At 64.8% G+C, this 25,341-nt stretch carries 21 protein-coding genes; 6 read left to right on the plus strand and 15 right to left on the minus strand.

Going from position 1 to position 25,341, the window contains the following annotated elements; all coding sequences use genetic code 11:
• Nucleotides 1–226: 226 nt before the first annotated feature.
• The 9 genes from J2847_RS32890 to J2847_RS32930 all read right to left on the minus strand — a co-directional run bounded on the left by J2847_RS32890 (nucleotide 227) and on the right by J2847_RS32930 (nucleotide 9,355).
• Nucleotides 227–1,009: a class I SAM-dependent DNA methyltransferase gene (locus tag J2847_RS32890; protein ID WP_209782946.1), complete on the minus strand. Its 783-nt coding sequence runs from the start codon at nucleotides 1,007–1,009 to the stop codon at nucleotides 227–229.
• Nucleotides 1,006–2,112: a DegT/DnrJ/EryC1/StrS family aminotransferase gene (locus J2847_RS32895; RefSeq protein ID WP_209782947.1), complete on the minus strand. Its 1,107-nt coding sequence runs from the start codon at nucleotides 2,110–2,112 to the stop codon at nucleotides 1,006–1,008. Before J2847_RS32895 ends, J2847_RS32890 begins: the two co-directional genes overlap by 4 nt.
• 19 nt (nucleotides 2,113–2,131) lie before the next feature.
• Nucleotides 2,132–2,566 (minus strand): cupin domain-containing protein, encoded by a 435-nt coding sequence (locus J2847_RS32900; RefSeq protein ID WP_209782948.1) that lies wholly within the window; start codon nucleotides 2,564–2,566, stop codon nucleotides 2,132–2,134.
• 98 nt (nucleotides 2,567–2,664) lie between these two features.
• The gene (locus J2847_RS32905) at nucleotides 2,665–3,915 is read right to left on the minus strand and encodes a glycosyltransferase family 4 protein (RefSeq protein WP_209782949.1); all 1,251 of its coding nucleotides are present in this window, start codon (nucleotides 3,913–3,915) and stop codon (nucleotides 2,665–2,667) included.
• 259 nt (nucleotides 3,916–4,174) lie between these two features.
• On the minus strand, nucleotides 4,175–5,047 hold the full coding sequence (locus J2847_RS32910) for a class I SAM-dependent methyltransferase (protein ID WP_209782950.1): 873 nt from the start codon (nucleotides 5,045–5,047) through the stop codon (nucleotides 4,175–4,177).
• A 124-nt stretch (nucleotides 5,048–5,171) separates the two neighbouring features.
• Entirely contained in the window at nucleotides 5,172–6,134 is a 963-nt protein-coding gene (locus tag J2847_RS32915) for a hypothetical protein (protein WP_209782951.1), read from the minus strand.
• Nucleotides 6,135–6,422: 288 nt separating this feature from the next.
• On the minus strand, nucleotides 6,423–7,400 hold the full coding sequence (locus J2847_RS32920) for a PseG/SpsG family protein (protein WP_209782952.1): 978 nt from the start codon (nucleotides 7,398–7,400) through the stop codon (nucleotides 6,423–6,425).
• Complete coding sequence (locus J2847_RS32925) at nucleotides 7,397–8,110, minus strand: cytidylyltransferase domain-containing protein (protein ID WP_209782953.1); 714 nt, start codon at nucleotides 8,108–8,110, stop codon at nucleotides 7,397–7,399. The genes J2847_RS32920 and J2847_RS32925 overlap by 4 nt, the downstream gene beginning before the upstream one ends.
• A gap of 75 nt (nucleotides 8,111–8,185) precedes the next feature.
• The gene (locus J2847_RS32930; RefSeq protein ID WP_209782954.1) at nucleotides 8,186–9,355 is read right to left on the minus strand and encodes a DUF5672 family protein; all 1,170 of its coding nucleotides are present in this window, start codon (nucleotides 9,353–9,355) and stop codon (nucleotides 8,186–8,188) included.
• 131 nt (nucleotides 9,356–9,486) lie between these two features.
• On the opposite strand from J2847_RS32930, the gene fcl reads away from it, so the two are divergent.
• Together fcl and J2847_RS32940 are read left to right on the plus strand one after the other, a co-directional pair.
• Entirely contained in the window at nucleotides 9,487–10,521 is a 1,035-nt protein-coding gene (gene fcl, locus J2847_RS32935) for a GDP-L-fucose synthase (RefSeq protein ID WP_325169538.1), read from the plus strand.
• Between the two features lie 183 nt (nucleotides 10,522–10,704).
• The gene (locus tag J2847_RS32940) at nucleotides 10,705–12,543 is read left to right on the plus strand and encodes an O-linked N-acetylglucosamine transferase, SPINDLY family protein (RefSeq protein WP_233474955.1); all 1,839 of its coding nucleotides are present in this window, start codon (nucleotides 10,705–10,707) and stop codon (nucleotides 12,541–12,543) included.
• Between the two features lie 115 nt (nucleotides 12,544–12,658).
• On the opposite strand, the gene J2847_RS32945 is transcribed toward J2847_RS32940, so the two are convergent.
• Both J2847_RS32945 and J2847_RS32950 read right to left on the minus strand, forming a co-directional pair.
• A complete protein-coding gene (locus J2847_RS32945) occupies nucleotides 12,659–15,643 on the minus strand; it encodes a glycosyltransferase family protein (protein WP_209782956.1) in 2,985 nt (994 codons plus the stop codon).
• A gap of 266 nt (nucleotides 15,644–15,909) precedes the next feature.
• Entirely contained in the window at nucleotides 15,910–18,423 is a 2,514-nt protein-coding gene (locus J2847_RS32950) for a class I SAM-dependent methyltransferase (RefSeq protein WP_209782957.1), read from the minus strand.
• A gap of 204 nt (nucleotides 18,424–18,627) precedes the next feature.
• On the opposite strand from J2847_RS32950, the gene J2847_RS32955 reads away from it, so the two are divergent.
• Nucleotides 18,628–19,701, plus strand: coding sequence for an alpha-1,2-fucosyltransferase (locus tag J2847_RS32955; RefSeq protein WP_209782958.1), 1,074 nt, complete (start codon nucleotides 18,628–18,630; stop codon nucleotides 19,699–19,701).
• Nucleotides 19,702–19,728: 27 nt separating this feature from the next.
• Here the strand turns inward: J2847_RS32955 and J2847_RS32960 are convergent, their stop codons facing one another.
• Both J2847_RS32960 and J2847_RS32965 read right to left on the minus strand, forming a co-directional pair.
• The gene (locus J2847_RS32960) at nucleotides 19,729–20,154 is read right to left on the minus strand and encodes a hypothetical protein (RefSeq protein ID WP_209782959.1); all 426 of its coding nucleotides are present in this window, start codon (nucleotides 20,152–20,154) and stop codon (nucleotides 19,729–19,731) included.
• Between the two features lie 127 nt (nucleotides 20,155–20,281).
• A complete protein-coding gene (locus J2847_RS32965; protein WP_209782960.1) occupies nucleotides 20,282–20,821 on the minus strand; it encodes a hypothetical protein in 540 nt (179 codons plus the stop codon).
• Between the two features lie 426 nt (nucleotides 20,822–21,247).
• On the opposite strand from J2847_RS32965, the gene J2847_RS32970 reads away from it, so the two are divergent.
• From J2847_RS32970 to J2847_RS32980, 3 genes are all read left to right on the plus strand, one after another.
• Nucleotides 21,248–21,928, plus strand: a complete 681-nt coding sequence (locus tag J2847_RS32970) for a ParA family protein (protein WP_209782961.1) — start codon at nucleotides 21,248–21,250, stop codon at nucleotides 21,926–21,928.
• A 125-nt stretch (nucleotides 21,929–22,053) separates the two neighbouring features.
• Entirely contained in the window at nucleotides 22,054–22,419 is a 366-nt protein-coding gene (locus J2847_RS32975) for a hypothetical protein (RefSeq protein WP_209782962.1), read from the plus strand.
• A 145-nt stretch (nucleotides 22,420–22,564) separates the two neighbouring features.
• Nucleotides 22,565–23,917 (plus strand): tetratricopeptide repeat protein, encoded by a 1,353-nt coding sequence (locus J2847_RS32980; protein WP_209782963.1) that lies wholly within the window; start codon nucleotides 22,565–22,567, stop codon nucleotides 23,915–23,917.
• 228 nt (nucleotides 23,918–24,145) lie between these two features.
• Here the strand turns inward: J2847_RS32980 and J2847_RS32985 are convergent, their stop codons facing one another.
• Both J2847_RS32985 and J2847_RS32990 read right to left on the minus strand, forming a co-directional pair.
• Nucleotides 24,146–24,379: a hypothetical protein gene (locus tag J2847_RS32985; protein ID WP_209782964.1), complete on the minus strand. Its 234-nt coding sequence runs from the start codon at nucleotides 24,377–24,379 to the stop codon at nucleotides 24,146–24,148.
• A gap of 641 nt (nucleotides 24,380–25,020) precedes the next feature.
• Nucleotides 25,021–25,341, minus strand: a 321-nt coding sequence (locus J2847_RS32990; RefSeq protein WP_209782965.1) for a hypothetical protein, incomplete at its 5' end; no start/stop codon positions are given.

A 25,341-nucleotide genomic window follows, 5' to 3' on the forward strand; every position in this document is an offset into this window, starting at 1 on the left:
CCCGTGGACTCCCTGGACAACGGGCTTCTGCAACTGGAAGCGTGGCTGGAAATTGGACGCCGATGATGGCTGGTTTTTCGAGGCCGATTGACAGCGATGGGGCTGCAGCAGCTCCAGAAGGGGACCGTAACGCCCCGTGAAAAGCCTATGTTCTTGCTCTGTCCGCTTAGCGTATATTTTCGCCCGTTCTATGGCGTCACCCCATCTTCCGGCGTCGCGCCTGCCTTCACACAGCGCGGGCGACGCCGATGACGTTCCAGGCCCGTTCGTCGGGCGCCGCCGCATAGTCGGGAAAGCCGCGCAAATCGAGCAGTTGCAGCTTTGCGAAGCCAAGCGCCAGAGCAAGCTCTTGCGGGAAGAAGAAACGCATGACGTGCTCCTCGTCCTGCTCGTCGACGACCCGGTCGCCCTTGATGCGCAACAGGTTGAAACGAACATGGCAACGCTGGTGCACGGCATCCAGGCGCGTCTCGGTGGTGCGCACGATGCGATCGTCGTTTTCCCTGACCGTCCGGATCCGTTGGCCCGGCCGGTCGGATAGAACCGCCGCACCGTTCCAGACGTCGAAGACAAACAGGCCTCCCGGCTCCAGATGCCGCCGCACCGTGGCAAGAGCCGCAAGGAGGTCGGCGTTCTCATGCTGGTAGCCCAGGACCGCGAACATCATCAGCACCGCTTCGAACCGGCGCCCCAATTCCAAGTCGCGCACATCGCCCTGATGGAAGGCCGGAGAGTCCACCCCGGCCGGCAGCGTCATCTGGCCGGCCTTCTCACGCGCCTGCACCAGCATGCCCGGAGACCGGTCCACCCCGGTAACCTTGTGGCCGCGTTGGGCCAGAGGCAGGGCATGACCGCCGGTGCCACAGCCAAGGTCGAGCAGGCGGCGAGGGCCGCCGCCGCCATGTTCGGCCAGGATGCGCTCGATGAGATCGCATTCCCCTTCGTAATCCTTGCTCCGGTACAGGTTGTCGTAAGCGGCGGCGTAACCTTCTCCAAAGACTCCGGTCATGACAGGACCTCCCGGACGGCGACGGCGACCGTATCGATCTGCTCCTCGGTCAGAGGAAGGCCGGAGGGAAGGTACAAGCCCCGCCGCGCCAGCCGTTCCGTGACGGGGTAGCGTTCGCCCACGAACAGTCCCCGATCATGCAGGACCGGTTGCTCGTGCATGCCCAGGAAGAAGGGGCGTGTGTCCACGCCACGGCCGCGCAGGCGCTGGGCGAATTCCACGGCGTCGAAAGGCACGGAATCGTCCAGCACCACCCCATACATCCAGTAAACGTTGCGTACGCCGGGCCGCTCGACCGGCAGGGCCAGTTGGGGCAGGTCGCCGAGACGGGCCTGGTAGAGGGCGGCCATACGCCGCTTGCGTTGCAGATGATCCTCGATCCGCTCGACCTGGGCCACGCCGATAGCCGCCTGGAGGTTGGTCATCCGATAATTGTGGCCAAGTTCCGTGTGGAGAAAGCGGCGGTCGCGGCGAAAGCAAAGGTTGCGCAGGCTGCGCATCCGTTCCGCGAGGGCATCATCGTCCGTCACCACCATCCCGCCTTCGCCGGTGGTGATGATCTTGTTGGCGTAGAAGCTGAAACAGCCCAGCGTGCCCAAGCCACCGGCCCGCCGGCCATGGTATTCAGCGCCATGCGCTTCCGCAGCGTCTTCCACGATCGCAAGGCCGTGACGCTCCGCAAGCTCCAGCAGCGGGGCCATGTCCACCGGATGGCCGTACATGTGAACCGGCATGATTGCCCTGGTGCGTGGGGTGATCTTTGCGGCGACCTGCGCCATGTCCATGCACCAGCTGTCCGGCTCGCAATCGACCAGCACCGGCACACAGCCGGCCTCGATCACGGCCAACGCGCAGGAAATGATGGTCAGGCTGGGCATGATGATCTCGGAACCCGGCTCCAGCCCAAGCGCCTGCACCGCCAATTCGAGCGCGATGGTGCCGTTGCACACGGCCACTCCGTGCCGCACGCCGCAATATTCGGCCCAAATCCGTTCGAATTCGGTGATGAAGCGACCGTCGGACGACACCCAGCCCGAGTTGACCGCCTCCTGAACATAAGTGAGGGCGCGCTCGCCGAGGAGCGGTTCAGAAACCGGGATCATGAGACGTCGACACTCCCACTCAGGGTTTGGTTATGCGTGCCTGGGCACCGTCGATACCGCAGAAGCGGGTCTTGTCGACATCGCCGGCGTAGGGCCCTTGCTTCACCTCGATCATCTCGACCTCTTCGAGAATCTCGAAGCCATGACCACCGGTCGCCAGCAGTATGACATCACCCGGCCCCAGTTCACGGCTTTCCAGATAGACTCCCGCCTCGGTGTAGAAATCCACCCGAAGCCGTCCCCGGCGCAGGAAGAGGACCTCCTGGGTGTACTGCACCTCACGCGGGACCGGGTTGTGGATGTGCGGCTGGATCACATGGCCAAGCGGATGCCGCATATAGGCAAGCTGTTGGGAAAGATGGCTTTCCGTGAAGAAATGTATTCCGGTCTCGTGAAAGCTGCTGCGCACGATCAAAGCCAGCTGTCTGCCGTCGAATTCGATACGTTCGATCATGGCCCCACACACCCAACGGCAAACGGAATCGTCGATCGCTCATCCTTCTTTCGAAGTCGGCGCCGATACAAGGCTTTTATGGGAACGACCGCACAGGATCAAAGCTCCGCCGCGGGATAGCGCGGGCTTCGGCCATCCTGGACGCGCGCACTGGCATCCGCGACGATGTCGCCCACCTGCCGGACGAAATCCGCCCAGTCACAGGCCGCCAGGCGCCGCCGTCCGCGCTCGGCCAGCTCATTGCCGAACGCTTCGTCGCGCCAGAGCCGCAGCATCGCGGCCGCCAGTTGCTCCGGCGACCGTGGATCGACCAGCAACCCGGCATCGCCGGTCTGTTCGCGCAGCCCTGGAATGTCCGAGGTGATGACGGGCCGTCCATAGTTCCAGGCTTCCAGGGCCGGGATGTTGCTGGGGCCGAAGAAGGTCGGCATGACCAGGCCCGCCGACAGCCTGTAGAGGGCCGGCATGTCCTCGTCGGGAACCCATCCCAGGTAGGAGACGCGGTCGCGAACGCCAATCTCCACGGCGAAATCCATCATCTCCTTGAAAGCAATGGCGCGCACCGGATCGACGTAGGTACCGGACAGAACCAGGGGGATCGTCTCTCCCGTCTCCTCTTCGATCCGACGCAGCGCCTGGAGGATCAGCCGGTGATTCTTGTGGCGCCAGAACTGGGCGGGATAGAAGAAATAGCGCGGCGGCAGGCCATAGTTGGCCCTCACTCTCTGCAGGTCGCTCTCGCTCGGCATTCCTCCCTGCCGGATCGGCGGATACAGGGGCAGGACGCGGATGCGGTCCTCGCCGATGGCGTCGCCATAGAAACGCAGCACGTCCTGCTTTCCATGCTCCGACTCCACCAGGATGAGCGTCGCGTAACGGCAGGCGTTCCGGTACAGATAGTCTCGATACTCCGTCTGCCCGTGGGCACTGACTTCTGGGAACTCCGGCTGTAGGCGGTGCTGCAGGTCATGGATCGGCATCACGAACGGCACGAGTGCGGAAAAAGCCGTCTCGCTCGGTTGGAGCTGGAACACCCAGTCGATCCCGGAGCCGCGAAACAGCTTTGCCATGCCCCGGTCGAGGTAGATGACGTTCGAATCGAGCGCCGGCATCACCTGAGGGGGCTGATTGAGGTAGGTTTCCAGCGGCCGCTGCTGGAAAGACGCCGCCCCCAGGGACCGCAGAGGCAACCCTCTGTAGGACAGGCCGCCATCGGCCACCAGGTTGTGGAGATTCTCATCGGGACGGGCAAGGCAGGAGATTTCGTCGGCGCTGGTGAGCGCCACCTCGGCAAGCGCGTCGAGCAGAACCTTTTCGTATTGGAACGCACCGCCCGCGTACCAAGGCATGGAGCGAAAGATCCCAACACGCATCGTCTGTTTCCGCCTTCTTGCTGTCGCCCCATCGAATAGCAACTTGGTGCCCCTATCTCAATCTTTTCCCCCAGGAGTGCCCCCGAAGGCAAATGCCCGGACCGGCAAGAAAGCGATTCACTTTTCTCGCAAGCACTTCATGGAAAAATAGCAACCAAAAATTGATGAAATGCGCCATATGCTTCTATTTAGTTTTTTCAGGACAAACAAATGAAATCCTGGTGGATAGATTTCATCAGTGGAATTCTCCATCAAGCAAAATGGAGACACCAGAGGCATCATAAGCCTCTACCCAACGTTCTTTTATATCAAGACGTTTCTCCGGCGGCAAACCGTTTGCCATCTCGATCAAGAAGGGAGAGATTGGGCGCAATCCGATATCCCAGGCTTCAAGAATATTCTTCGAAAGATAATTTCGGTGATGGACGATCCTCAAACCTTCGTCAGAAAAAATCTCTTTCCATTCAGCATAAGTTTTGCATTGGCGGATATTATCACTCCGTCCCCGATCAATAAGATGCAGCCATTCCCATGAAGGATCCCCGGTGCGGACGTAGAGGCGTTGAAAAAAGGAATAATCTCTCATCGTAATATTAGGAAGTTGTAGGATAATTTGACCATCCTCAGCCAATGCGCGGCGCATCTCACGCAAAGTATTTCTATAATTATCAAGCCAGTAAACAATATTGGAATATATCGTGTAAAATCTTCCATCTTCCAAAGGCAAACTTTCATTGGCATCAGCCGGTCGGACTTCATTATAGAATCCGAGAGAATATGCCTTCTTAAGAAGGGATAGTTTTTGATCGACTCCAACATCAATGTCATACAACGGCTTTTCAGTCACTATAGGAATAGTGGTATTTTCATCGAAATGGTCGTATATATCGACCTTGTCGAAAAATTCTTCCAGCTCGTTTACGGTTGAGAACATGTCGTAGGCTGAATTCAATCGCCCACCGGCGCGTGTGAAACTAAAAAGCCCATCGCCACAGCCTACGTCAGCAATAGGACCAGTAAATTCCACCTCATGCAATGCCAAGCAATCACAAGAACGCCAAGCCGCTGTTTCTGGTCGCAGCCAAAAAATCTCCATAAGGGGGCGCAAATAATTTTCGATTGTTATTTTTGCTTTCCTTCCAAATCAGTCAAGAACATTTGCATGTCATTATAACTGCCACAACACAAAATCAAGCAAAATTTATCAAATTGCTTGACCATGCCGCAACAAACTAGAAAAGAGATTCTAGAGGGATTCTTTTAAATTCGTCCAACATACCGCCATTGGAGGAATTATATATTTTAATACCATTACGATTTGCCAAATATTTCATGACACGGTATTGCGTCCAGAGACTGATCATACTGTTCATTTGATCAAACATAGACTCGGTGGGCCGACCGGCCGCATCAACACTGTGATCCGCATCCTTTACTGCTCTTGGTTCAAAGGGATATTTATAGAATCCCTTCTGGATTTGATCATGATCGGTGCCGATCAGATAAATCTCTTTGAACCCCATATACATCATGAGCATCAGGCAAAGGATTGGGGAGGACTGGATTGACGGGATCGTACGCGTGATATCGAAAAGCGCACCATCCGTTGGCATTGCCATGCCCAAGCGCATATCGACGTAACGAACATCACGACCAGGAAACAGCTTTTCTTCTTGAATAAGCGCACACTCCGAAGCACTCAGGAAAATAACTTCGGACAAGACTTGATCATGCATTTCACGGAACCAAGACACCGTGGTCTCTCGAGTCCAGATCGGCGTATAGGTAATCTGCGGCAAGCAATGATATCGGGGCCGAATAACCTTGTAATCGTTGTGCAAATAGCCATTCGATACGGTCATGACGATTTCATTTCGCAACGGGGTCAAATCCTGTTGCTTTATGCTCTCACCATTGCACAGAATAAAGCCGCGCTGTCCGGCGTGAACGCCACGAAAACGGGCATTTTCGCTCAGTATGCTTGCATAAGGGTTTGCCGACAGTCGAACCGAGACGATCTTGTTCTCGGAATTGACCATCCGTGCCACGCCGTCGCTTGAACAGGATGCCACCAATTGAGAAAGCCGTAAGGCATGATGAATGGTTTCCGCATCCGACGATGTCTGAAAATGCTGGATCAGATCATTCAGAATTCGGTTGACGTCGTCAGGAACCGGAATGTTGACGTTCTGCATGAATGATCAAGCCGTTGTGTTTGCGTTCAATAGAAACCGAATAAACCTATTTAAGAGAAAAGACGTACGACTGTCAATTGGGAGAAGGCACGGCTTTTGATGACGTAATTTCTTCCAGTCTCCAGCCACACACCGCCGGCAAACCAGAAGACGGCGCGCGCATTGGTGACATCACCCTGCCCCAGTCGAGAGAATATCGACGGCAGTTTCCAGCCAGCAATCAGCCTCCGCCCCACCCCTCCACGGTTCCCATAGGATCATTCGGCTGCGCCGTCACCGGCGCCCTCTTCATCCACGTCCGAGAATCAGATCGAGCAACCGGCGGGCGCCTTGCCCGTCCACGGTCGCCCGCGCCGCTCCGGAGCACGCCCGCCGGCGGCCGGCGCTGCTCAGATCATCCAGCGCCGCCGCCAGACGCTGGCCGGTGTCGGGGCCATGACGGCCGAGGTCGACGGCACCACCATGACGGGCAAGATCCGCGGTCGTTTCCAATTCCTTCTCTTCGCCGGTTGTCAGGACCGATGGCACTCCGACGGCAGCCAATTCGCAAGCCATCACGCCGCCAGCGGCAACGGCGACATCCATCCCCGCCATGAAGCCGGCCATGTCGGGCAGCCGCCGGTGCTGGACCACCGGCAACCCGGCGGAGGCCGCCGTCAATGCCGCGTCATGATGGAAAGCCGGGCCGGTGTGGACATGCACCGTCACATCGGGATGGCGGGCAAGCCAAGGCCGCAATTCCTGCAGCAGGCTGGGGGTCAGGCCGTACGTGTCGCTCCCGCCCTGGGTCACCAGCAGCGCCGCGATGGTGGGGCGGACCTCGAACGGTTGGGCGGCGAACCCCGGGGCCATGGCGAGATAGGCAAGGCCGCCCACGCTGACGGTCCTGCTTCCGGCCGGGCGTGGGACAGGGCAACGATACAGCCCATTCACCGCCACATCAGCCACCCAATGGCCGAGGCCGGTATCGTCGAGCACAACCAACCGACCGGCCCGCCTCTTCAGAGTGGCGAGAAGCGCGGGATCGCTGCTCAGCCGATCTACCACCAGCGCGTCCCAACGGCCGTCGGGCAGAGGGCCATCCTTCCAGCACAGCATCGGCCCCAGCCCGCGCTCCCTCACCAGGGCGGCCGCCACCTCGTCGCCGGTCATCACGAACACGACGGAGACGCCTGCCTCCCGCAGCAGCTCCGCCAACGCCAGGCAGCGGAAGACATGGCCCATGCCCGTCACCGGATCTCCGCCGGTGAGAAAGCCGACGATCATGACACCCAGCCCCGGGTGCGGGCCGCCGCCACCAGCCAGGGCGTGTCGGGTTCACCCTCTCCCCGCTCTGCACCGTACGCCGCGTGCAGAGTTTCGGCGCGACGGAAATCTTCCGGCGTGTCGACCGTCAACCGCAGTCCCGGCGCCCGCTTGTCAGGCGGCGTGTCCGGAACCGCCTGGCGAAACAGGCCAGGGCGCTCCTGTATGTATTCGTTGACGTGCTCACGATGGTTGGCGTCGCGTCCGTGACGCCAGGAGCGGGACAACGCCTCCGCCGTCATGACCTCCAGCCCGACCCCCACGGGAAGCCCGCTGCCGAAATCGGGAAAGGCGCAAGCGTAGTCGAGCGCCTGTTCAAACAGGAAGGCGATCAGACGGTCGCCTTCCTCGGGATCGACGAACGGATTGTCGCCCGTGGCGCGCACGACGACATCGAAGCCGAAGGCGGCGGCGCATTGGTGATAGCGGTCCAGCACATCCGTCTCGGACCCCCGGAACAGACCAACGCCGCGGTCGGCGACGAACGCCGCCACCGCATCGTCGGCGGGTCGGTCGCTGGTGGCCACGACCAGCCGATCGACGGCACGGCAACGCCCCAAACGGTCGAGAATCCTCCCCAGCATAGGAACGCCGGCGAGTGGCCGCAGCACCTTGCCAGGCAACCGGGTCGACCCCATCCGGGCCTGCAGGATGACACCGACACCCGCCATCAGGAGACCGCGCCTGGCCTGCGGACACCGATGGCGGTCCGGACGGTCCGCTTTTCACGCGTCATCGCCCCCTCCTCACTGCGCTTTCAGGATCTGCATGAGCACGTCCTTGTTCTTGTGCTCCGGTTCCAGCGCCAGGATGCGCGACGCGACGGCCCTGGCCTGGACGGGGCGGCCAGTGTGCAGGTAGGAGGCCCCGAGCAGGATCATGCTGCCTCCCCTCAAGGTCGAAGGCGGTACATCGTCCAGGAAATTCTCCAACTGGTCGGGATCGATCACCCGGTGCATGCGGAACAGGCTATGGAAGCCGAAGGTCTCGGTCGGGTTCGCCACCTCGTCGCTCGAAGCGATCCGCTCGATCGAAAAACGGTCGGCCAAATCGGCGGGGGCATAGGTGATGCCGTAACGCTCCTGCAACAGGGCCCGGTGGGTCCGGCACATGTGGTAGTCTTCCGGATGAATCTGGGTGAAGTCCGGATCGGCTGTCGCCTGCAGCAGGCGGCGCGAACGCAACGAGAAACCCCCGTTGCCGACGTTCATGGCATCGTCGAACAACGTCCAGCGGGCGCCGATGTAATCGTAGGCCCGATACTCTTCCGACCATAGCCGCACATCCAGAACGAAACCGTCCCATTGGGCAATCAGGACATGGGGCGTTTCGATGTGCCGATGCAGCTCCTTGAGGACGAAACGGCTGTAGGCCTCCGAGGTCGGCAGCCGGTCGATCACCCGGGACCGGATGGTCGGCAGGCCGAAATCGCGGTCCGTCAGAAAGAGCACGTCGTCGAAGCGGCACTGGGCCAGGCAGTTCTTCAGCGCGACCAGCGCGTAGTCATGATAGAAGGTGTCGATGCAGCACAGGGTCACGCCCGACAGGTGCGGGCGCAGCGACAGATCGGCTTCGGTGCCTCCCGTCCGGGCGACCAGGCGGCAGCCGGGCCGCAGCGCGACGTCTGCGGCGAACAGCCGGGCCAGATGATCGAAGTCGCCACGCCCACGGATGGGCTCCCCCAGCTCCGTATCGAACAGCTTCAGCTTGGCATTCTGCTCAACCGCCTGACGGCAGAGCAGATCCGCCATTGGCCGGTCGCCTCGCTGGCCGCGCGCCACCCCCCACAGATAGAGCGCGTCCGAGAAGCTGGGCACCTGCCGCAAGATGGCGTCATACACCACCTCCGCCTCGCCGAGACGGCCTGCCTTATGGTGTTGAATGGCGATGGCAAGTGCCTGCGAGGGAGAGACCATAGGGCCCGATCGGCAAGAGAACGGAAAAGGGATCCGGCCTTTATACCCGCGATCCCCACCCGGTCAAACCTTGGGCTCCAGCCCGCTGCTTTTTGTCCGAAATCATCATGCCTGGACCCGGTCCCTGCCAGATGCTAGGAATTCGGCCGTTCTCCCGGTTGGCAAGGACGGTATCGGTGAGCAAGTCGGTGGAATTTTCTCTGGAAGGCAAACGGGTCTGGGTGGCCGGGCATCGTGGCATGGCAGGCTCCGCCATCGTGCGCCGGCTGGCCCGCGAAGGCTGCGAGGTCGTGACGGCCGATCGCGCCGCGCTGGATCTGCGCCGCCAGGACGCGGTCGAGACTTGGCTCACCGACCGCCGCCCGGACGTGGTTTTCGTCGCCGCCGCCACAGTCGGCGGCATCCTGGCCAACGCCACCCGGCCGGCGGATTTCCTCTACGACAACTTGATCATCGAGACCAACATCATCCACGCCGCCCACCGGGCCGGGGTGGCGAAGCTGGTCTTCCTGGGGTCGTCCTGCATCTACCCCCGGCTGGCCACCCAGCCGATGAACGAGGACGAACTGCTGACCGGTCCACTGGAGCCGACCAACCAGTGGTACGCCATCGCCAAGATCGCCGGCATCAAGCTGTGCCAAGCCTACCGACGCCAGCACGGCTGCGACTTCGTGTCGGCCATGCCGACCAACCTGTACGGCATCGGCGACAACTTCGATCTTCAGGGCGGCCATGTCGCCGCCGCGCTGTTGGCCAAAATCCACCGGGCCAAGGTGGAGGGGCTGGAGAGCGTCGAGATCTGGGGCACCGGATCACCGCTGCGCGAGTTTCTCTACGCCGACGATCTGGCCGACGGGCTCGTCCATCTCGTCAAGCATTATTCGGACGAACAGCACGTCAACATCGGCACCGGCAGCGAGGTGTCAATCCGCGGTCTTGCCGAGTTGATCGCCGATGTCGTGGGCTACCGCGGCGGCTTCCGCTACGACGCCGGCAAGCCCGACGGCGCACCACGCAAGCTGCTGGACGTCGGGCGCATGACCGCGCTCGGCTGGACCGCCCCCACCCCCTTGCGGGAAGGCTTCGCCAGCACCTACCGTTGGTACCTCGACAGCCTGGGGGCCGGCGCCGATCTGCGCGGCCAGCCCGCCGTCCAGACGCTCTGACCGTTTCCGCGCCGATACCTCCGTGCCGGCATTCTGCTCCGGCACGGGCCGACACTGGGTGATGCCATGAAGAAGACGTCCCGCAACAAGCCGGCCGGCAAGGCGAAGCATATCCCCGCACCGGCGGCCGCCCGAAGCGCCGGAGCCCTCGCGCCGCGTGCCGGCGCCGATTTCGGAACAGCCTTGGAGCATCATAAGGCAGGACGCGTCGCCGAGGCCGAGGCCGGTTACCGCGCGGTCCTGAGGCTGATCCCGAACCATCCCCACGCCAACAACAACCTCGCGATGATTCTGCGTGCCCGCCACGAGCATGAGGAGGCGATCGTCTGTTACCGCCATGCGGCGGACCAGGCGCCCAACGACCCCCATGTTCACAGCAACTTCGGCTGCCTGCTGATGGATCTGAGCCGTTGGGAGGAGGCGCAGGCGCGGCTCCGCCGGGCCATCGAGCTGAAGCCCGATTACACAGAGGCCCATTTCAATCTGGGAAACGTGCTGCGCAGCCTCGGCGACGAGGACGGCGCCCTGGCCAGCTACACCGAGGCCTTGCGGCTGAACCCCGACATGGCGCCCGCGCTCTGCAACATGGGGGATGTCTTCAAGAGCCGGGCCGAGCTGACCAAGGCGCTGAACTGCTTCGTCACCGCCCAGCGCAGCGCGCCACAGATGGCCGAGCCCTACAACAACCTGGGCGAAACCCTGAAGGAGCAGGGACGGATCGCCGAGGCGGTGACCGTCTTCCAGAAGGGGTTGGCGATCCACCAGGCCCACGCGATCATGCACTCCAACCTGCTGCTGGCGCTGAACTACACCGCCGAGGCGCCCTTGGACATGATCTATCGGGTCCATCGCCATTGGGCCGAGCGCCACGCCGAGCCGCATCTGCCCACCGGCGGCCATGCCAACGACCGCGATCCCGGCCGCAAGCTGCGCATCGGCTACGTGTCGCCCGATTTCTGCGCCCATTCGGTCAGTTTCTTCGCCGAGCCGGCGATCCGCGAGCACGACCGGACGGCCTTCGAGGTGTTCTGCTACCCCTCCTCCCGGCGCTCCGACGTGGTGACGGCAAGGCTGCGGGCAATGGCCGATCACTGGATCCCGATCGTCGGGATGAGCGACGAGGACGCCGCCGCCCGGATCAAAGCCGACCGCATCGACATTCTGGTCGATCTCGCCGGCCACACGGCCGAGAACCGGCTCACCCTGTTCGCCCGCAAGCCGGCGCCGGTGCAGGTGACCTGGCTCGGTTACCCCAACACCACCGGCATGCGGGCCATCGACTACCGGCTGACCGACGGCGTCGCCGACCCGGTCGGCGCCCATGACCATCTCAGCGCCGAAACCTTGGTGCGGCTGCCACACGGCTTCCACTGCTACCTGCCGCCGGTCGACGTCGGCGCCCAGCCGCGCCCGCCGGTCCTGGAGAACGGCTTCGTCACCTTCGGCTCCTTCAACAACACCTCCAAGGTGACTCCGGACGTGGTGCGGGTCTGGGCCGAGATCCTGAAGCGGGTGCCCTCTTCCCACCTGCTGCTGAAAAGCCGGCAGATGGGTGACGACGAGACCCGCAAGCGCTACGTCACCCTGTTCGCCGCCCATGGCATCGCCGAGGACCGGTTGACCCTACTGGCCCGGATCCCGGCCGCCGACGGCCATCTGCGGGCCTACGACCGGATCGACGTCGGGCTGGATCCTTTCCCCTACAACGGCACCACCACCACTTGCGAGGCGTTGTGGATGGGGGTTCCGGTGCTGACACTGGCCGGGCGCGGCCATGTCGCGCGGGTCGGCGCCAGCCTTCTGACCAACTGTGGGCTGGGCGAGTTGATCGCCACCGACGAAGCCGACTACATCGCCAGGGCGGTCGCCCTGGCCGGGGACCCGCGCCGGCTGGTGGATCTGCGTTCCGGGATGCGCAACCGCCTGGAGGCGGCGCCGCTGACCGATTACAAGGGCTTCACCCTGGACATGGAACGCGCCTTCCGGGAGATGTGGCGGGTCTGGACGAACCGCCCGAACTGAGCCGGCGAGCCTTCGGACCGGCGGGATCCGCGGACGGGCTTCGGACAGGGAAGCGAAGGATGAAGAAATCACATAAAATCATGATATGACTTTATGTGATTTCTTTGCAACGCTCCTAGGGCCGGCGGAGCAGCAGCTCGCTGAAGACGGTCTCGATGCGGTCCACGCTGCGGCCCACGGCAAAGCCGAAGGCCCGTTCGCGCCCGGCCTGGGCCAAACGCGCCCACCGGGCAGGGTCCTCGACCAGACCACGCAGCTTTGCCGCCAAATCCTCATGATCCTCGGACGCGAAATGCAGGCCGTCGATGCCGTCGCGGACGATCTCGCCGCTGCCCCCGGTGGCACTGGTGACGACAGTCAGACCGGCGGCCATCGCCTCGACTTGGGAAATCCCGAACGGCTCCTGAAAGAGGCTGGGAAAGACCAGCACGTTGGTCCGGGCAAACAGGTCGGCCATCCCTTGCCGGTCTAGGAAGCCCTGGAAGCGGACCTTGCCGGACAGCCCGTTCCTCGCGCAGAAGGCTTGGGACCGCTCCAGGAAATCGGCATCCGGCGCCTCTCCGGCCATGACGCAGTCGAAGTCGACGCCGGCATGATGCAGACGATTCAGCGCGTTCAACAGGATCTGAGGTCCCTTGTAGACCACGTAGAGGCTGGCGAAAGCGATGCGCAGCCGGTCCTGTGCCGGCATGATCGGCCGATAGAAGTAATCGACCCGGGCGCCAGGGTAGAGAACCGAGGTCTCCTTGAAACCGAAACCGCTTTCCTTCAGCCGCCCGTCCACCCAATGGCTGGCCGGCCCCGGCCGGTAGAGCGGCGAGCGCGGCGCATCCTCCGGGCCATAGCCGGGATGCTGGTTGCCCAGGCAATGCACCACGGGGATGCCCTGCCCGGTCAGCGCCGTCAGGAACTGGTGGCCGACCAGATCGAGGTTCCCCACCAAGCAGACCTCGCTGCGGTGGCGGCGGGCGGCCTCCAGGACCCGGACGGCGTTCTCCCGAACGATGGCGACGCAGCGCCCGGAGTCCTCATGGTTGAAAGCCCGGCCATCCCGCCAATAGCCGTGCAGGTCGAGGCCGCGCTCCACCCGTTCCTCCAGATCCTCGGTCCCGGCGACGCCGGGACGGGCGAGCTCCGGCACATCGGCGGTCAGGATGCGGACATCGTGCCCCCGGCGCAGGAGTTCCGCCGAGAACTCCCACAACTTCCGGCCATAGCCGCCGAACTCCTGGGGCGGGAACAGATTGGTAACGACCAGGATGCGACGCCCGGTCCCGCCCGGAACGGGAGCGAGGGTGGTCAGGGCCCGGTACCGGGCGATGCGGGGATCGTCCACCGCCTGCCGGGCCAGCCGGTCGGCATCGGGGGCACCCGGCAGAGCCCCGCCCCGCGCGCGCCGCCGTTCGCTGGTCAGGATATAGGCGTCGCCGAACCGTCCGGAGGACTCGGCCAAGGCCGCCAGCACCCGAAGTCCATCGTCGTGGTGCCGGTCGAGCGCGATGCAGCGGTGAACACAGCGTTCCATCAAGGCGCCGTCGCCGAGCGTCTGCGCCAGCCGGGCCGCCGTCATCGCTTGGTCCGGGGTGGCAACGGTCTCCAGCAAGGCGGCCACCCGGTCGCGGGCGGTTGCCGCCGGCGCCAGCCGCACCGAGGTCTCGGCGAAGCGGATGCGGTCGGCGCAGCGGTGCAGTCCGGGCGTCCCCTCCACCGGGACGAACCCCCATTCAGCCAACCCCGCAGCCGCGGCGGCCCGCCCGCTCCACCCTTGCCCCCCGGCGATGACGAACCCCACGGCGGTTGCCGACAGCCACTGGTCGATGCTCTCCTTGATGCTTCCCGCTCCTTTCCCCCAGGGCAGAACGGCGACCCGCTCATCCCGGATGGCCTCGCCACTTTCGGGCGGGGGAAGCGCCGGTCCGGCCGCCTCGATCGAGCCCTGCTCGACTGTCACGACGCGCGGCAGGTCGGCGACGGCCGCCGCGATCCCAAGCGGATCGCCCGGCTCGATCAGAACCGACAGGCGGGTCGCGCGCAGGTGGAGGTGCTGAACGGCTTCGTAGGCAGCCACCCGATGGCGGAAGGCGTGCCCCCGTCCCGGCAGCGCGACCGGAGCCGGACGCGCCGTCACCACCAGCGTCGGATCGACCGGCCCGCCGCCGAGCAGGCTGTAGAACTGGGCGCGCTTGACCATCGGCCCCTGGGTGTCCAGCAGATGCCGCTGCCCGGCGGCGCGGATCGCGCGCGCCTCGTCGGGATGGTCGAGGTAGTGGCGGATGGTCTCGACCAGTTCGCCCGGCGAGCGGTAGGTGACGAGATGACGGCCGGGAACGAACAGCCGCTCCAGCCCGGAGTCCGGCGACAGCGCGTCGGTGATCAGGAACCCGCCGCTGCCCAGCGCCTCGAACACCCGCAGGTTCAGGTCGCCGTTCAGGCTGCAGTTCAGCGTGATGGCCGAGGCGGCGTAGAGGTCGGCCGCCTCCTCCGGCGTTCCCCGCAGGGTCTGCAGGGGCAGGCCGGCGCGCAGCACCTCGGTCAGGACATGGCGGCGGTAGGGGTGGAAGGCACCGATCTGCCCGACGAAGGTAAGCGCATGGGTCGGCGCGGGCGGGATGTCGCGGCGGCGCAGCGCGTAGTCGAGCGCCGGGATCCAGTACACGCGATCGAAGCCGGCCTCGACGAAGAAATGGGCGTGATGGCGCGTGTGGTCGACGACGATGGCGTCGAAGGTCTCGGCGGTGGCGTATTGGATCAGGGCCTGGACCGGCGCCGTGAAGTGATGGGTATCGCCGACCAGCAGCAGCTTCGGGCAGGGGATGCGGTCGAGGTTGCGGGCCAGGTTGCGCCGGGTGGCGTCGGCCTTGACGACGATCAGCTCCGGCCTCTGGTGCGCCGGCAGGCGAGCGACCAGCGCCGCCATGTCGAAGTCGCCCGGCGGCGTCGCGATGGTAACGAAACCGTCGCCATCGGTGGTGGTCTGGCAATCGGGACCGCAGAAGATCTCACGCTGTGAAAACAGCGGACGCGGGTAATGGTCGGGACTCGCCAGCCCGCAGAACAGGACCTGCGGATTGGGCAGACTGTCCAGGGTCGGCGGCTGCATGCAAATCTCCGGCGAAGGCGGGGTGGCGGGCAAAGGGTGCTGCGCAGGGAGCGCAAGGCGCCGCACTTTAGTCGAAAGGCCGCAACCTTGCCTACGGCTTGGCGGAGCAACCGGGCGGGATCGCTGGCGCCGAGGCGGGGATCTTCATTTCAGAACATTAAATCATGATTTTATTTTATGATTTTATGTCCATTTTTTTATCATTTTAGAAGCGTGGCCGCCCATGCTTCGCGACTCTCCGCAGAAACCGCGCCGTCGGCCCGCCCTCATTCCCGGCCCGTCACCCAGAACTGGTAGAGCTGGCCGAACAGTGCCGGGAACTCCTCCTCCAACTGCCCCCAGGCGGCAAAGGAGGTCATCGCCGGATCGTCCGGGAAGCGGCGGCGGTAAAGGGAATGGACCGCCGGATCCTCGAACTCGAACCCAAGCAGCACCAGCCCGAGCCCGTCCAGCGCCTGCTGCAACCAGGGCAGGGTCGCCTGGGTCTCGTGCACGTGCAGCATGAGGTCGCGGCAGGCGCTGACCGTGAAGAAATCGGGCGAGGATGCGATGGAGCGGACCGGGTCGTCGGCGGGCAGGGCGAGGATGTCCTGCCGAAGCCGCCGGATCCCCTCGGGCGTTGCGCCATGGCCGCGCGCCGCGGCGAAATCGCGCACCGCCTGGATTGGGCGCCGGGCGATGGCGCTGTAAAGGCCCAGCTTCATCACGCCCTTCGGCGCCAGCAGCCCGGTCAGCACGCGCAGCCCCGCCAGGGGATCCCTCATGTGGTGCAGCACGCCGACGCTGTGGACGAGGTCGAAACGCCGTTCCATCCCGCCGAGCTCCAGCAGATCGGCCTGCGCGAAGGCGACGTTCCCCACGCCCAGCCGCCGGCTCTGCCGGGCGCCGTAGGACAGGCTGCGCCGGCTGAGGTCGACGGCCAGCACGCTTGCCCCCTCGATGTGGCGGGCAGCCCAGATCGCCTCCCGCCCGGTGCCGCAGCCGGCCACCAGAACCTCCGGCCTGGGCCATTCGCGATTGGGAACCGGAGCCTGCGGAAACAGGGTGCGCAGGGTGCGTGACAGGCTGAGCGGCGTGTCGCGCAGCCCGGTGGCAGCCCAGCGCGGGTAGGGGTTCTCCTCGTACTGCCCGCGCACCAGGATGGAAACGCCGTCGCGGATGGGGGTCAGGGCCGGCAACTCCGCGGCCAGCCGCGCCTCGTCCAGCGGTTCCGTCACCTGGAGTTCCAAAAGCCGCGCGATCTCGCCCGGCCAGGGCCGCTCCGCCAGAAGCGCCGGCAAATGATGGAGCGGACGGTAGGCGCCGAAAAGGGCGATCCAATGGTTCGGCACCCCCTCCCCCCGGTCGAACCGCTGCCGGATTCCGTCTTCCAGCCGGGTAACCGCCGCGGTTTCGGCGGGGCTTTCGGCCAGGGCGTATTCGCCGAGAAATGCCTGATGCGCGAGCCGCGCGCACAACGTCAGCCAGGGATGCCCCCAGGAGGATAGGTCGAGCGGCTGCTCCGGCCCGGCGGTCACCCCCAGCAGCGCGCGGCGCAGGGCGGTGACGATCCACTCCATCCCGGCATCGGCGGCGACGGCGCCCGACAACAGGGCGTGCAGCAAGGTGTCGCCGGCCAGCAGGGTCAGCCCGCCAGAACACAGCAGCGCCTCGAGGGCCGCGGGATCGCCGGCGACCTCAGCCAGTTGGGCCGCCGCCGGATCCGCCATCACGATGCCGGAGGCGACGCTCACCAGATCGGCGGGATCGACGCTGGGCTGGGCGAAGGCCGCCGTCAGATCCGCGCGCCATTCGGCGTCGGCTCCGGCGACGCGGACTCCTCGCAGGGCAAGCGCGAAGCCCGTCCAGAAACGGGATGTTCCGGGCGACAGCCGGACGGCGCGGCGCAGATAGGGAACGGCCAAGTCGCGCCGGCCATGACGCAGGAACAGGGTCCCGACCTGGAAAGGGGTGTCGGCGTCGGCCGGCGCGATGGCAAGCGCCTCCAGCCCGAGCGGTGCGGCATCGGCGGTACGGCCCTCCTCGCAGCGCAGGGCGATCAAGGCCAGCCGGGCGTCGAGATGGCGCGGGTCGGCGGCCGCGGCCGTGAAGTGGACCGCCGCGCGGTCCCGCAGCCCAGCCCGGCGGTACAGCGTACCGAGCAGGTGATGGGCCGACGCCAGCCGGGGACGCAGGGCGATGGCGCGCTCGGCCCTCTCCAGCGCCTCGGTCTCCCGGCCCAACCGGGCAAGCAGGGCAGCGTGGTTGCCAAAGGCGTCGGCCAGGGTCGGGTTGCCGTCGGTCGCCCGCCGGAACAACGCGTCGGCGTCCTCCGCCCGGCCCTCCACCATGCGGACCAGCGCCAACGTGGCGAACGCCTCGGGGTAACCGGGCTGAATCGCCAGGGCCTCGGCGCAAGCCTCCCCGGCCTCCTGGGACTGGTTCAGCCGCAACCGGCCAACCGCCAAGGCACGCAGCGCCGAAGCCGATCGCGGCGCCAACGCCACCGCACGGAGGCCGGCGGTCATGGCATCCTGCGCCCGTGGGCCGGCGAGCAGCGCCAGCCCGCGCTCGATCCAGGCTTCGCTCCGGTCGGGGGTCAGCCGAACGGCGCAGCCCGACCACACGGCGGCATCCTCGGCCAACCCCAGGACACGGGCCAGTTCCGCGAGCGGCACCATGGCGTCGATGGTGAAAGCCCCTTGGGACAGGAGCTCGCGATACAGGCGTTCGGCCTCGTCCGGACGCCCGGCACGGCAATGGTCGAGGGCGGGCCGAACATCCTGGGAGCCGATCGTCATGGAGGGTACCACCTGCGGAACGAAACACCGACGCGAGGCCCCCTTGTCCCCGATCCGTCCCGGGGTTGCAAGCGCTCCGCCGCGGCCCCCGCGCTCGCTTGCACGGGAGCAGGCTTGGGAGTTTCCGCGCGGATTCCAGTGGCGGCATGCCCAACCGCCTTATACTCATGCGCTTTCGGCGGCGCTGCGTGACGAACCAGGATCATGACCCTCGACGACGTGGTGCAACGCGCGCTCGATGCGCATCGGGCGGGACAGGTGGAACAGGCGGACCGGCTGTACCGCTGCGTCCTGGCGCTGGTTCCTTGCCATGCCCCGGTCCTGCTGAATCGCGCCCAGCTCTGCGAGCGCAGGGGAGCCTGGGACGAAGCGATCACCCTCTATGGCCGGGTGGCGAAACTGGCGCCTGGCCTGGCTCTTCCGGCCACGCGGCGGTCGCTGCTACGGATCCGGCGGGCGATCGGTCCGCCGCCGGCACCGAAAGCGCGGGACGCCATGACCGGGCGCGTCGCCATGACGAGCCTGGGTGCGAACGGGCGCTTCGGCAACCAGCTCCTCCAATATGGCTTCCTGCGGCTCTACGGCGAGACGCACGGCCTGCGGGTCGAGGCCCCGGACTGGATCGGCCGGGATCTGTTCGGCTTCGACGATCCCCTGCCCGGTTCCGGGCTGCGCGGAATGCGCGAGGACGAGGCGGATTTGATCGCCTCGCTGACCGGCGAGAGCCGCGATATCCATCGCGACGCCGATTTCTGGGGCTATTTCTGCGGACCGACCGGACGCTGGGCGCGCCATCGCGACCGCTTCCGCAGTCTCTTCCGCTGGCATGGCGCGGTCGCCGCCACCGCCGCCGCCTTGCAGGTACGCCTCGACGAAGCCGGCGGGGCGCTGGTCGCCATTCACCTGCGGCGCGGCGACTTCGTCAGCGATGGGCATTGGATCCCGCCGGACAGCTGGTACCGGGATTGGCTGGCGGCGATCTGGCCCACCCTCGACCATCCCCGCCTCTACGTCGCCAGCGACGATCCGGCCACGGCGGCCGGCTTCGCCGACTTCGCCCCGCTCACCGAGGCCGACCTCGTTCCGCCACCGCCGGGCGCGGAGTTCCTGACCGATTTCCTGGTGCTGACGCGAGCGCACCGGCTGGCGGTGTCCAACAGCAGCTTTTCCTTCACCGCGGCGATGCTGAACGACCGGTGTGGCGGCTTCGCCCGCCCCGATCCGGCCCGAGGGGCGCTCGTTCCCTTCGATCCGTGGGACGCCCCGGTTCTGCTGTGAGTCAGGACCGGCAGCCGGCCGGCGCCGTCAATGGGCCGGAGCGGCCGAGAGCCGGTCGACCATCCGCAGCAGCCCTTGGGCGAGCCGGATGATGGCGGGCGAGGCGACGAACAGCTCGCGCAACGCCGCCCCTTCGCCGAAACGCAGGATGAAGCCGTTCGGATTGAAGATCAGGGCGACCTTCGCGGTGTCGGACAGGACATGCTGGGTGCGGCCCTGGAAGACGCCGTCCATCACCGCGCGCGCCAATTCGCGGGCATCCTCGGCATCGAGCGTGGCGATGTCCGCCGGTTGCCGGGACTCGTTGAACAGGAACACGGCCTCCAGCCGCACCCGCCCATCCTCTTCGAACACGGAAACATGGGACAGGAATTTCCCGTCCGGAAACAGGACGGTCCGTTCGTCCATCTCCACGTTGATGAGCGTCCGAGGTTTCTGGAGAGCAGCCGGCATCGTTGCGAACCTTGGGCAGGGGGACGGACCCGGAAGGGGCCGACCCTGCCATACCGCGGCGCGGAAGTCGAACCGCCGCGTGGCCTGCCCGCTTGGCGGTGCCCGACGGGCACCCCGGCCGTCAGGATCAGGAGGCGGCGGAAACCGGGGTTTCGGCAGCCGGGGTGGGGGCCTTCATCGGTGTCCTGGGATCGTACAGGCCGAGTTGCTGGAGATTGAGCATCATCCGTGTCCCAACCTCGTTCATCGAGCTGGCGACGATGGCGATCTCCTTGGCCGACATCTCTGGGCTGTCGTAGGTGACGCGGCCATAGGCCCGGTAGTTCAGGCGAATCCCGACGTCCGGCGTCTCCCCCTGGAGCCAGGAGCCGTGCAGGATGCGATTGCGCTCCTTGCTGAGCTGGATCGCCTGCTCGCAGAGTTCGATGGTCTGTGCGGCGGCTTGGCTCGACAGCTTCTGCCCGGCGAGCGCCTTGATGGAATCGAGGCGTGCCTTGACCTGCATGTTGGCGCTGATGGTAAGGAACTCCACATGCTCGACCCCGAGGAGCCGGGATAGGCAGAAGGATACGACCTCTTCCAGATGCGCCCAAGACACCGCGACCATGCCGATGGCACAGTACATCTTGGTGCTGAGAGGCCCCTGACGGACAACGAGCTTGGTCATGGGGCAATTGTTCCTGACGGTTTGTGTCTCTCAACCACTGCGAAGCGACAAGCTGCGAAAATCGTGCCGAATCACTTTGCCACCACAATCATCAAGATACGGTGATTGCCATGCCGACGGCCAGCCCTTTTCCAACGCAGCCGTCCGGAAGGAAAAAAGCGCAGGACTTCTTAACATTTTTATATTTCATGATATGAAAAGATTCTGCCGATCTCCGGCTTGGCAACGAACAATCGCGCTCGTTTGCTGGGGGCATAGCATGCCATGGGTTTTGTGGCGGGCCGCCAACACAAGTATTTATAATCATTAAATATTATCATGATAATATTTTATAAACTGCCTTCATATCGTGAAACTCCTTCCCTAATCCCTTTGATGCGCCATACTCTGCGGCGCATCCATCAATTGGCCCCCCATGGAACGCCCATGACCCGCATCAGCAGTTTCGCCTCCACCAAGGGCGGCGTCGGCAAGACCAGCCTCGTCATGGCCTTGACCACCGAACTCCGCCGCCGGGACAAGAGCGTCCTGTTGCTGGACTGCGATCCGAACCGGCACTTGGCGGAATGGGCACGCCGCCGACGCGACGCCGGCGTGACCGTGGTCGAGGAAGTCACCGAGGCCAACGTGCGTCAGATCGTGCAGGAGCGGGCGGGCCGGCACGACCACACGCTGATCGACCTCGCGGGCTTCGGCAACCTGACCATGCTCTACGCCTTCTCGGTCAGCGACGGGGTGATGATCCCGACCCAGCAATCCTTCATGGACATCAAGGAGGCGGTACGCACCTTCAAGGTCGTCGCCGATTCCATCGGCGTGCTGAAGCACACCCCGGTGTCGAGCGTCGTCATCGTCCGCACCCAGGCCGCCATCGAATCCCGCGTCGATCGCCACGCCCGTGAGTTGCTGGCCGAACACGGCGTGCCGACCTTCCGCACCGAGCTGATCGAACGCTCGTTGATCAAGGAGATGAGCTACACCGGCCAAGGCCCTGGCGAGGTTAACCCGGCCAGCAACGCCGACCACAACGTGCGCGCCATGACCGACGAGTTCCTGGACTTCCTCGACGCCGCTCCCTGCAACCCGCTGGTGGCACGAGCCGCATGACGTCATGTCCTGATATAATATCATGAAAAATAGGACGCCGCAGACGCCGCCGTCGCGGTGCTTGACTTTCATAAAATCATGGCTTTGTTTCATGGCTTCATACCGCCCGACACCGGAACCGAGCCATGCCCCCCAAGACCACCCGCCCCCCCCTGGGCGGCATCGACATGAGCCCGGAGATCGACCCGATCCGGGAATACGGCCTGAAGAAAGGCTTCCTGCCGACCGATCCGGGCGAGCCCGCCGCCGCCGCCCCTCCGCCCAAGGCGCCGGTGGCGCCGTCCATCCCGGAAATCCCTGAGCCGCCCCGCCTCGTCCGTCCGGCCCCGACGCGCCCGTGGCAGGCGATGCTGCCCGACTACCTGATTGAGGACCTGCGCCAGGCCGCCGCGCGCGAGGGCACCGCCCAGAAGGTGATCGTGCTGCGCGCCCTGCGGCAGGCCGGCTACCGGGTCGACGACATCGACCTCCAGGATCTGCGCCGGCGCTGACACCGTCCTTGCGGCGTGGCACGGCTGCATCACCGCCCGTGTCATTGCCTGAACAACCCGCCAAAGGGTGGGTTCGCCGGTTTGACTTCGCCCGGCTGTGAGTCTATCCCCTCCCACCAACCGCCACTTCCAGGGCTTTTCCATCATGGTGACCGAGACCGCGGTTGCGCCCAAGCCGGCCTCGGCGCCGGACCAGGGCCTGAGCATCGAGCTGTTGGAGCGCATGCTCGTGGAACAGCCCAGGGACCCGAATGTCTGGAGCGCGCTCGGCTCCCTTCTGCGCCAACAGGGCAAGGTCCAACAGGCCATCGCCTGCCAGCACCGCGCACTGGAATTCGATCCCGAACACAGCGGGGCCTGGACCAACCTCGGCAACGTCCTGGCCGATCAGGAGCGCTACGACGAGGCGATCGCCGCCCATGAAAAAGCGGTCACGCTGTCGAAGGGCGCCTTCTCCCACGTCGTCAATTACACGGTCGCCCTGCGCCACGCCTGCCGGTTCGAGCGCGCCGTCCAGGTCATCGACCACGCCCTGAAGGTCGCCCCCGGCAACGTGTCCCTGCGCTGGGACCGGGTGCTGACCCTGCTCCAGCTCGGCCGCTACGAGGAGGGGTTCCGGGACTACGACTGCCGGCTGGATCTGCCGAGCTATCAGAACCGCAAGCCGCCGGGCGTGCTGTGGGACGGAAGCCCGCTCGACGGGCGCACCATCCTGCTGAACACCGAACAGGGCTTCGGCGACGTCCTGCTGACCGCGCGCTACGTGCCGCTGGTCAAGGCCCGCGGCGGCCGGGTCATCCTGGAATGCCATCCCGAACTGCGCCGCCTGCTCGACGGGCTGCCCGGCGTGGACGCCATCATCCCGGCCGGGTCCGAGCTTCCCTCCTACGACGTCTATTGCCCGCTGATGAGCCTGCCCGAGCGGCTGGGCACCACGGTCGACAGCGTGCCGCCGCCCACCCCGGTGACCGTCCCGGCGGATGCCCGCGCCAAGGCCGCCACCCTGGTGCCGAAGACGCCGGGCATCCTGAACGTCGGGATCATCTGGTCGGGCCGTGTCACCTTCAAGGACAACACCCGACGCGCCACCACGCTGTCGCGCTTCCTGCGATTCCTGGAAATTCCCAAGGTCCGTCTGTTCAGCCTCCAGAAGGGACCGCCGGAGGCGGAGTTGGAGACGTTGGGCACCACCACGCTGATCACGCCGTTGGGACCGCATTTCCAGGATTTCGCCGACACGGCGGCGGCGCTGGAGCGGCTCGATCTGGTCATCATGACCGACAGCTCGGTCGCCCATCTCGCCGGCTCGCTCGGCCGTCCGGTGTGGAACCTGCTCCAGTACATGCCGTACTGGATCTACGGCGACAAGGGTTCCACGACTCCCTGGTACCCGTCGATGCGCCTGTTCCGGCAGAATAACCCCGGCGACTGGGACGGGGTCTTCGCCGACGCCGGCCAAGCCCTCCGTCAACTGGTCGCGAGCCAACCCAACGGCTGACCCCGCTCCGCCCTGCGGGCTGAAGCCCGGAGCCCCACCGCCATCGTCGAAACGCGCTCATCGCCATGGAGAGGCTTGCCCCTCCCCGTGGCGGTTTTTCATGCCAACCTGTCGCTTTCAGAGATGAACCGGAATGAATTGGGAACCATCATATTGAAATAGCTATGGATTTCGCTTCAGCGGATGTCGGGTAAACCAACATTCCACGGACCAGAACGGTTTGCTCTTTTATTCTGTGGACCAAATGGCGGGGATCGCAGCGCCCGTGTCCGATTGTCGGGTCCAGCAGGCCGCCGGGACGAGCTCCACCGACCCGGTGTCCACCGACAAGGCCACGGACAGTTCGCCCAGCGCCCCGCCCACCAGCCGCCGGCCGGTCCCTTCGCGATCCCGATTGACGCCACGGAGGAGACCACCACCACCGTCCAAGGCGTCCTGCAGCAGATCCAGGCCGGACTCCATCAGGAGCATCCGGGCAACGTTTTCGGACAAACCGGTAGGGCGGCGGACAGCGGAGCCACGAGCGGTGGCGGCTTCACATCTCCACCACCGATACCAGCACCACGGCTACCAGCGAGGCTCCGCACTGGCGCGACTGACGGTGCGGCGGGCGATGGCGGCCTCTGGCAGTATTTCCTGAACCACTATGCTGCCGACAGCGCCGTCACCGCCAACGCCGACGTCATTGTGGCGATCGACGGGTTCGCCGACGCGCTCCAGTCGCTGCCTCTCGCCCCCCTGCACGGGCAGACATACAGACACGACACGGAAAGCACCCCGGTCCACGCCACAGCCTGATCCGAGGATTGCCCCTCCCCCCGGCCAGGCGAGGGCACAGCCCCTCGCGACAGCCCACATTTCCTGATCGTGTCAGGGAACGTGGTCTTGGCTGTCGATCGGCTTCCCAAAACCACTCAGCATCCGCGCTCCGCACCCAACTACCCCTGAAGGATTTCGATAGTCACATGCGCTCTCTAAAGTTGTATTATAATGCAGGTTCAGCCAATGATTGAGAATTTCATCCAATTTCTGAAAATGACACTTGGGCAGTGCTGTTGCGCAGGCGCAATCGCTGATATGATACATAACAGAGCTATAGGTTCCTATAGATCATTGTCGTTGTCAGGCAGTTGATGCGAAAAGCCGGATCCGGAGGGGTTGGGGGCCTCCCATGCCTCGGCTTTGCAAACTGGTTCATGCAAAATGTCAGCGGTTAATGCAAAAAGCTGGTCGAAGCCCTTCCGCATCCGCTTCAACCCGCTGAAAAACAACGGCTCCCTCCAGACGCCCGAATCCTGCCCAGCACGGGCGCGCGCTTCCGACCGCCTCGGGGTCACGTCCCTGAACGTGGTGTAGGAGCTGTGGGGAACCGGCCCGCCGAAGCGCCCCCCAGAGCTGGCGTAGGCGGGCCGGTTTTCCACAGC

Source organism: Azospirillum agricola (assembly GCF_017876095.1).
Lineage (GTDB): Bacteria > Pseudomonadota > Alphaproteobacteria > Azospirillales > Azospirillaceae > Azospirillum > Azospirillum agricola.